The organism is Crocosphaera watsonii WH 8501, from assembly GCF_000167195.1.
GTDB classification, from domain to species: domain Bacteria; phylum Cyanobacteriota; class Cyanobacteriia; order Cyanobacteriales; family Microcystaceae; genus Crocosphaera; species Crocosphaera watsonii.
On sequence record NZ_AADV02000169.1, the window covers coordinates 1 to 9,441 of the forward strand.

6 protein-coding genes are annotated in these 9,441 nt (G+C 36.8%); all 6 read left to right on the forward strand.

Annotation, left to right across the window (positions count from 1 at the left end):
- Window positions 1-995 (forward strand): BREX-1 system adenine-specific DNA-methyltransferase PglX (locus CWATDRAFT_RS27140; RefSeq protein WP_232287213.1); only part of this gene is annotated, 995 nt, incomplete at its 5' end.
- A gap of 6 nt (window positions 996-1,001) precedes the next feature.
- The gene (locus tag CWATDRAFT_RS27145) at window positions 1,002-2,714 is read left to right on the forward strand and encodes a DUF262 domain-containing protein (RefSeq protein ID WP_007307999.1); all 1,713 of its coding nucleotides are present in this window, start codon (window positions 1,002-1,004) and stop codon (window positions 2,712-2,714) included.
- A 2-nt stretch (window positions 2,715-2,716) separates the two neighbouring features.
- Window positions 2,717-5,224: a BREX-1 system phosphatase PglZ type A gene (gene pglZ, locus CWATDRAFT_RS27150; RefSeq protein ID WP_007308000.1), complete on the forward strand. Its 2,508-nt coding sequence runs from the start codon at window positions 2,717-2,719 to the stop codon at window positions 5,222-5,224.
- A gap of 255 nt (window positions 5,225-5,479) precedes the next feature.
- Entirely contained in the window at window positions 5,480-7,513 is a 2,034-nt protein-coding gene (gene brxL / locus CWATDRAFT_RS27155) for a BREX system Lon protease-like protein BrxL (RefSeq protein ID WP_007308001.1), read from the forward strand.
- Between the two features lie 152 nt (window positions 7,514-7,665).
- Entirely contained in the window at window positions 7,666-8,421 is a 756-nt protein-coding gene (locus CWATDRAFT_RS27160) for a ParA family protein (protein WP_007308002.1), read from the forward strand.
- Between the two features lie 196 nt (window positions 8,422-8,617).
- Window positions 8,618-9,319: a ParB/RepB/Spo0J family partition protein gene (locus tag CWATDRAFT_RS27165; protein ID WP_007308003.1), complete on the forward strand. Its 702-nt coding sequence runs from the start codon at window positions 8,618-8,620 to the stop codon at window positions 9,317-9,319.
- The last annotated feature ends 122 nt before the right edge of the window (window positions 9,320-9,441 follow it).

Sequence of the window (9,441 nt, forward strand, 5' to 3'; positions counted from 1 at the left end):
GGAATTTAGTACCTTCCCCGTTGACAGTAGATAGCTATTCGGAGTTGTACACCCCTGTGCTAACCTATGAACTCTCCGCCAACAATGGCAAAGAAATGACCTTAGAATGGCAGAAACTAGAGGAAGAAAATAACCGTATAGTTATCGAAGCTTATGGATTACAAGACGAATTAAACCCCGATGTTCCCTTAAACGAAATAACTGTAACCTGTAATCCCCATTATCGTTATAACAGCGATAAACCCCAAGAAGAACTCGAAAACTTACTCTTAGCAGATACTATCAAAGAATTTATCTCTTATGCTGTCGGTTGTATGTTTGGGCGTTATTCCCTTGATAAAGAAGGCTTAATTTTAGCTAACCAAGGGGAAACCTTACAAGACTACCTAAAACAAATCCCTAACCCCACATTTACCCCAACAGAAACCAACGTTATTCCCATCCTCGAAGGTGACTGGTTTACTGATGATATAAACGAACAATTCCGTAAATTTCTGCGTGTCACTTTTGGAGAAAAAAACTATCAAGCAAACCTTAACTTTATTGAAGAAGCAATTAATAAAGACATTGAAAAATACTTTCTTAAAGACTTTTATAATGACCATGTTAAACGCTATAAAAAACGTCCTATATATTGGTTATTCAGTAGCCCCAAAGGAACATTTAACGCCTTAATATATCTCCATCGCTATCGCCCTGATACCCTTAATATTGTCCTTAATAAATATCTGCGAGAATTTCGGACTAAACTACAAGCAAGACTAGAAACCCTCAAACAAATTGAAATTAGTTCTAGTGCATCCAAAACAGAAAAAACCAAAGCCTTAAGAGAAACAGAACAAATCAAGAAAATGCTCAACGAATTAGAAGAATATGAACAAGAAACCCTCTATCCCTTAGCCATTAAACAAAAAGAAATTGACCTAGACGATGGCGTAAAAGTCAACTATAAACAATTTGGTAAAGCCCTAAAAAAAGTGACAGGATTAAGTTAAAATAAAATGAACTTTAACACCGCTAACCTCACCTTTCGCCAACTGCTAGGTAATGGACTCACCTATCATGTCCCCCCCTTTCAACGAGATTATTCTTGGACAGAAGATGAATGGGATGACCTATGGCAAGATATTCTAGTATTATTTGAAGAAGATGGCGAACCAGCCCATTATATGGGGTATTTAGTCCTACAATCCTCCAACAATAAACAATTTGCTATTATTGATGGACAACAACGAATGACAACCCTGAGTATCATGATTCTCGCAGGGTTAGCCTATTTAGAAGACTTAGTAAAAGACAACCTTGATGCAGACAGAAACCGTCGCCGTAAAGAACAACTACAAAATAGTTATATTGGCTATGTAGATCCCGTCAGTCTGGTTCCTCGCTCAAAATTAGAACTAAATCGCCATAATAATCGCTTTTATCAAACTTATCTCGTTCCCCTTGAACCCCTACCCCGTCGAGGGTTAAATGCGTCAGAACACCTGTTACGCAAAGCCTTTGAATGGTTTAAAAGTCGTTTTAAGACAAAATTAGGTACACAGCCCCATAGTGGGGAAAAATTAGCCGCTTTTATTGATTCTCTCGTCGATAAATTATTTTTTACCGTTATTACCGTTACCGATGAATTAAACGCTTTTAAAGTCTTTGAAACCCTTAATGCGCGAGGTGTTCGCCTATCTGCCACAGATTTACTAAAAAATTACTTATTTTCTGTGATCAGTACCGCCCAAACCCACGAAACTGAGTTAAAATCTCTCGAAGAACGTTGGGAACGGATAGTCGGGTTATTAGGAAGTGAAAGTTTTCCCGAATTTTTGCGGGTTTATTGGAATAGTCGTCATAAATTAGTCAGAAAATCCGATTTATTTAAAACCATTCGCCGTGAGATTACTAACCGTGAACAAGCTTTTAAATTAGTGAGAGACTTGGATCTTTCGGCCGATATTTATGCAGCTTTACGAGATGCACAGGATGAACGTTGGCAAAAAAAGGAAAAACAAGCCTTAAGACAACTACAGATGTTTAGTGTGCGTCAACCCCTGGCAATGCTGATGAGTAGTTATCATGTTTTTTTTGAGGCAGATCGTCAGTCCTTTAGCAAAATTTTAGAGGCCATCTCCATTATCTCCTTTCGCTACAATGTTATCTGTAGCTTGCCTAGTAATGAGCAAGAACGACTTTATAATGACATCGCTTGGAAAATATTTGAGAGACAATACAATACCTATCGAAAAGTTTTAGAGATATTGCGAGATTTATACCCAGAAGAGCCCTCATTTCAGGCAGCTTTTTCCGAAAAAGAACTACGAACCACCAGTAGTCGTAATAAAAAAATTGTCCGTTATATTTTGTTTGAAATCGAAAAACAACGATACGGACATACCTTTGACTTTGAAAGTGCCACTTATAATCTAGAACATATTCTCCCGGAAAATCCTGGTCAAACATGGGATTATATCGAAGAACCCCAACAAGAACGTCTTATTTATCGTTTAGGTAATATGACTCCCTTAGAAACTGCCCGTAACCGAGAATTAGGCAATGGAGACTATTCTATTAAACGAGAAGTTTATCAAAACAGTGACTTTTTGATGACAAGAGCGATCGCAGAACATTACGATACATGGAATGGAGAAAAGATCCAATCTCGGCAAAAACAGTTAGCTAAAGTTGCCAGTAATATCTGGCGCATTGATTTTGGAGGTTAATTTTGGATAAAAATATTAGTCAAGCACTACATAAATTGTTTGAACGTCATCGTATTGTTTTCTGGTATGATCCCGAAAAAGAACTGCGTTCAGATTTTGAGAAGTTAGAGTTAGCAGACATTGAAAAAATTTACATTAATAATAATGAATTTGGCATAAAATACCGAGTTTTACGACAACAACCTCAACAAAAATTTCTACTGTACCATGAAGGAAAAGAACCAGACTATCTAGATAACTGGTTGCTAGATGTACAATTAGCACAGGGAAAATTTAGCACTGATCAAGTATCCCTCTGGTTAACAGAATTAGAATTAGGATTAGAATTTACCGATGTTATTGAGTCTTATAGTGAATTCTTTCGGTCAAATAAACGTCGAGAAGCCCTAAAACAGTTACTGCAACCACAGGATACTAAAACCATTATTCGTCTCAAAATGTTTGCTGTTTGTACAACTGCTGAACCACGCCTAGATTCAATTTTAGAACGACTCTTAGAAGAATATGCTCAGGATAAAAACGAAAAAATTAAACTCTGCGATCGCACTCAATTAACCGAGTTTCTTTGGCAACAAATGAAACAAGTTTATGGCTACTGTTCCCCACAATTAAGTATCAAAGATTTTGTCATAGAATTGTTTAAATCTTGTTATACTACCGCCGTAGAAAAACAAGGAACTTTGACAGGAGACGCTATTGTTTTTCTCAATAGATGGAAAGATAGCCGTCAATTTGAGCAGTCTTTTGAAGACTTATCCCATCAGTGTGCTGAAATTCTCAAGATTGAAGAAAAACTTAACCAGCGAGATTATCAAGAACTTCTAGAAATTGATTATTTTCGTTTAATCGACCAAAAGATTATTCATGATTTAGTTAAAGCTGTTAGCAACCGAACTATTGCTACTCATGAGGTAACAAATATTGTACGTCAACGTAAACAAGGACACTGGTATGGAGAATTTGAACATTTTTATGAAGCTATTAATTATGGCTCCCAGTTTATTCACGTTTTAGATGAAGCTAACTTATCCATCGAATCCATCAAAGACGGTTTTGAAAAATATTGCCAATCTTGGTTTAAACTTGACCAACTCTACCGTAAATTTATTTTCCATGTAAATACATCTGCTAATCCCACTCTCACAGAACAATTAAGCGAACAAATAGAAAACCTATATTCAAATCACTATCTTTTAAAACTTAATAATCATTGGCAAGTCATGATAGATAGTATTGAGAAATGGCAAAGCATTGAAATGCCATCTCAAAGACGTTTTTTCTTGAAGTGGGTAGAACCTTTCCTCAAAAAAGATAAAAAAGTCTGTGTGATTATTTCCGATGCCTTACGATATGAAATTGGTGATGAGTTGGTTAGTCTTATTCGTCAAGAAGATCGTTATGAAGCCACTCTCGACGCTGCTGTTACTCTGTTACCAAGTTATACGCAATTGGGAATGGCAGCACTTCTTCCCCATGACACACTAGAAATTATTGATCACCCCCAAGCGATCGTTGATGTAGATGGTTATAGTTCCCAAGGTACTGAAAACCGTCGTAAAATTCTCGAAAAAGCGTTTGAAAAGAGACAAAAAAAAGCAACGGTTATTCAAGCAAAAGACCTAATCAACTTAAACGGTGATGAAAGTCGTTCCTTATTTCGAGAACATGATGTAGTTTATGTTTATCACAATCGAATTGATAACATAGGAGATAAATTAGCGACAGAAGAACAAGTTTTTGAAGCGGTTGAAAATACTTGTTCTGACCTTATTCGTCTCATTAAAAAACTAACAGGGGCTAATGCCAGTAACTTATTGATTACGGCGGATCATGGATTTATTTATCAACATCGTGCGATCGCCGATAGTGATTTTTCTCATGCTGAAGTAAATGGGAATAAAGTTATTAAAGAAAATAGACGTTTTATAATAGGTCAAGAATTAAAAGAATCAGAGGGACTACGGAAGTTTAAAGCAAAAGATATTGGTTTAGTTGGAGAACTAGAAATGCAAATTCCTAAATCTATTAATCGTTTACGAATCAAAGGCTCAGGTAGCCGTTTTGTTCACGGAGGCGCAACCCTTCAAGAAATTATTATTCCCGTTGTCAAAGTTAATAAAAAAAGACGAGGGGATCTTTCTACGGTACAAGTGGAAATCATTCGTAATTCTAACTCAACAATAACCTCTGGACAATTAGCAGTTACTTTCTATCAACAAGAACCGTCCACGGACAAAGTTCAACCCCGAATTCTTAAAGCAGGTATCTATACTCAAACAGGAGAGTTAATTTCGGATCTCCATGACCTTACTTTTGATTCTGCTTCGGAAAATCCAAGAGAACGAGAATTTCAGCTAAGATTTATCTTAACCAGTACAGCAAATAATATTAATAATCAAGAGGTATTTTTACGATTAGAAGAAAAATTAACTGATACTTCCCATTTCACAGAATACAAATCGGTTCCTTATACTATCCGTCGCTCGTTTACCAGTGATTTTGATTTTTAGGGAGCATACCAATGAAAGCAAATTAGCCGATTTAGGATAGCTGAAACCTTTATCTCCTGTCGCTTTGAGAGATTTACAAAAATGGGATGCTCCCGATTTTTAAGTGTCTCAGTCCACTTAATCACCTATTTTAAGCTTGATTAAATATGACTATACTCTCTATCTTTTAACTTTTCCTTTCCTTAACTATAGCAATCAGTAATGTCTTAAATATATGATTACTTCCCACTCTCTACTTTCCACTAATCACAAACTATGAGTAACCTTGACCAAAAAATTAATCAGTATTTTGAGGGATTAGTTGTCAGAAAAGACCTCGTTAAAGAAGTTAAAGGCAACGCTATTGTTCCTTCCTATGTTTTAGAATATTTACTTGGACAGTATTGCGCCACCAACGATGAAGCTTCAATTCAAACAGGGATTGAAACCGTTAAGGAGATTTTACGGAGGCATTATGTTCATCGTAATGAAGCAGGGTTAGTCCGTTCTAATATTAAAGAGAAAGGACGTTACAAAATCATTGATAAAATTAGCGTAACCTTAAACGATAAAGCAGATGTCTATGAAGCTACTTTTGCTAATTTAGGGATTAAAAAAGTTTTAGTCGATTCAAGTACGGTCAAAGCTCATCCCAAGCTTCTTGTTAGCGGAGTGTGGTCTATTGCTGAGATTGAATATGACTTCGTAGAAGATAATAAAGCGTGTCCTTGGCTTCTATCTTCGCTAAAACCTATTCAATTATCTGACTTTAATTTTGATAATTATTTAGAAGCTCGCCAACAATTTACTACAGACGAATGGTTTGACCTTTTAATTCAAAGTATCGGTTTTAATCCAGATTTTTTGAGTCGAAGAACTAAGCTTACTCAACTTATTCGCCTCATTCCTTTTTGTGAGCGCAATTATAATTTAATTGAATTGGGTCCCAAAGGAACAGGAAAATCCCATATATATTCTGAATTCTCACCTCATGGGATTTTAATTTCAGGTGGAGAAGTGACTGTTCCTAAATTATTTGTCAATAACGCCACAGGAAAAATTGGTCTAGTTGGTTATTGGGATGTGGTTGCTTTTGATGAATTTGCAGGAAAACAAAAGCGTGTGGATAAGGCGCTTGTGGATATTATGAAAAATTATATGGCCAACAAGTCTTTTTCTCGTGGAATTGAAACCCTAGGGGCAGAATCTTCTTTAGTATTTGTAGGCAATACTCAACATACCGTGCTTTATATGCTTAAACACAGTGATTTATTCGCAGATTTACCCCAAAAATTTTATGATTCTGCTTTTCTAGACCGGATACACTGTTATATTCCAGGGTGGGAAATGGATATTATTCGAGGAGAAATGTTTTCCTCTGGTTATGGTTTTGTTGTAGATTATCTGGCCGAAATTCTCAGATTCCTTCGTAGCTATGACTATTCAGATCGTTATCAAAAATACTTTTCTTTGACTTCGGATATCTCAGCTAGGGATAGAGATGGTATTCATAAAACTTTTTCGGGTTTAATGAAATTGCTCTTTCCCTCTGGAGAAGCGACATTATTAGAAATGGAGGAAATTCTTCAATTTGCCATTGAGGGACGTAAGAGGGTCAAAGATCAGTTAATTAGAATGGACGCTACTTATCCTAATGTACAATTTGCTTATCTAAATGAATCTGGAAACTCTCAAGATGTTATGACTCTTGAAGAACAGGAATATCCTCAATATTACAATAAGACTATTCCGACAGAAAATCTTGACTCAACAATAACTTCACCCCTAGACTTCAACAGTCATAACAACCTTACAGAACAAACGATAATAATTAAGGAAAACCAAAAAGGAATTACCTTTGATTGTTTATTTGGCCCTTATATTCAAAATGTGAACCAACTCACCATCATAGAACCAAACCTTAAAAATTCACATCAAATAGATAATTTTATAGAATTTTTAGAAACTGTTATTAAGTTTAAGTTAGAAGAAGAAGAGATATTAATTCACCTAATTACCACCGATGATGAGTTTCAGGTAAACACACAATATGAGGCTTTAAATCATATTGCTAAATCTTGTTCAGCAGTTGGAATTGTCCTAACTTGGGAAGTTGATCCTACTAAAATCCAAGACGATAGTTGTCAAATTATCACCACACATGGCTGGCAGATTATTCTTAGTCAGGGTCTTAACCTGTTTCAACAACATAACAAGAATAATATTTTTTCTTTTAGCAATCGACTTCAACAGTTAAGATTATGTAAGGCTTGTCAAATAACCTATAAAAGAAAATCCGTTGATCATTAGATATTTCCCAAAAAATAGATTTACCCTGATGATATAAAGATGTTAATTATTGAAAAGTCACTATTTAGACTTAATCAATTCGTTTATTGCTCATTAGAATGCTATGCTAATTTTCAAAGAGTCGTGTCAGCCTTGATTAGCCTCGATCATCCATGACTAAAATCATAGCTCTGTTTAACCAAGCGGGCGGGGTTGGCAAAACTACTCTAACCCTAAATTTAGGCTACCATCTTCAGCAACACAACCATCGGGTTCTTCTCATCGATCTTGATCCCCAATCTTCCCTAACAATCTTTATGGGAGTTGACCCAGATACCCTCGAAAAAACCCCCTTTGATGCGTTAATCAACGAAGAACCGTTATTTATTTTCAAAGATATTCATGGCGTGGATCTTGCTCCCACTAATATCACTAAATGTGCTGCTGAGATCCAACTGGTTAACCTCGATTTCCGTGAAGTTAGACTATCTGAAGCGATCGCCCCCCTTCAAGAAAATTATGATTTTATCTTGATTGATTGTCCCCCCAGTCTGGGATTACTCAGTTATAGCAGTCTGGTGGCTGCCACCCATGTTCTCATTCCCATTGAAACCCATTTCAAAGCCTTTCAAGGCACAAACTTACTCTTACAAACCATTGCTAGAATCAAAAAACGAGGTAATAAATCATTACAAATCGCTGGCTTTATCCCTTCTCGTTTCGCCACCACCAATTCCCAAGATAAGCGTACCCTCAAGGCGATTCAAGAACAATACGGTCAAATAGGCAAAGTCTATGAACCGATTCCTCGCTTAACCGCCTTTGTTGATGCTAGTGAAGAACAAGTCCCTTTAGCTATCTACGAGCCTAAAAATTCGGCTCTTAAACGCTTAGACGCAATAGCTGCTGACTTAGAACAATTAACCTGAGTTATAAAAGAACAGAAAACACTGTTATTTGTTGCCTGTACCTACCTCGGCTTTCACCGAGGTAATTGCCAAAAAAAAATTACTGATAACGTTATCAGTAATCATAAATGCTCCTCAATTTAAAAGCCAACTTTTAAAATAGAGATGAAATTACAAAGACTCATCACCCCATAACTAAACTCCTCTTAACACAGAAATGACTTCTAAAAGCGATAAACCCTATAAAGCACAAGCTAATCTCGATATTCTTTTTGGAACCCAAGAAACAGACTCAACGCCTCAAACCCTAAAACTCAACGCCATTATCCTCCCTAAAACACAACCCCGTCGTTACTTTGACCCTCAAAAACTAGACCAACTCTCCCTTTCAGTCAAAACTTACGGCATCTTAGAAAATCTACTCGTTCGCCCCATTCCCTCAAAACCAGGGGTCTATGAATTAGTCGCAGGAGAAAGACGTTATCGTGCAGCCGTTGCAGCCAACCTAGATACGGTTCCTGTCACCATTCGTGATTTAACCGACTCCCAAGCCTTAGAAATCGCCCTAGTAGAAAACTTACAACGAGAAGACTTAAACCCAGTTGAAGAAACCGAAGCGATTCTCCAACTGCTGGCTAACCGTCTTCAACTGCCCGACTATTTTGCTGTCAGTTCCCTGCTGTACAAAATGCAGAACATGGTGGCAAAAAAAATTACTGATAACGTTATCAGTAATGAGCAAATTGAAATTGTCCAACAGGTATTCCATGACTTAGGACGCATGGAATGGGAGTCTTTTGTCAGTAATCGTCTTCCTTTACTTAGGTTGCCTTTAGATGTGTTAGAAGCTTTACGACAAGGAAAAATAGAATACACCAAAGCAAAGGCGATCGCCAGACTAAAAGATCTCACGGGGTGACAAGTAGGTTGAAAAGTAAGTCCAGAGCGGTTTTTCTCTGTTACCCGACCCTAAACAATTGTCGGCAACCAGAGAGCTTATTGAGAATGAACGATAATGATAATCATTTGCAAATGGGGGGG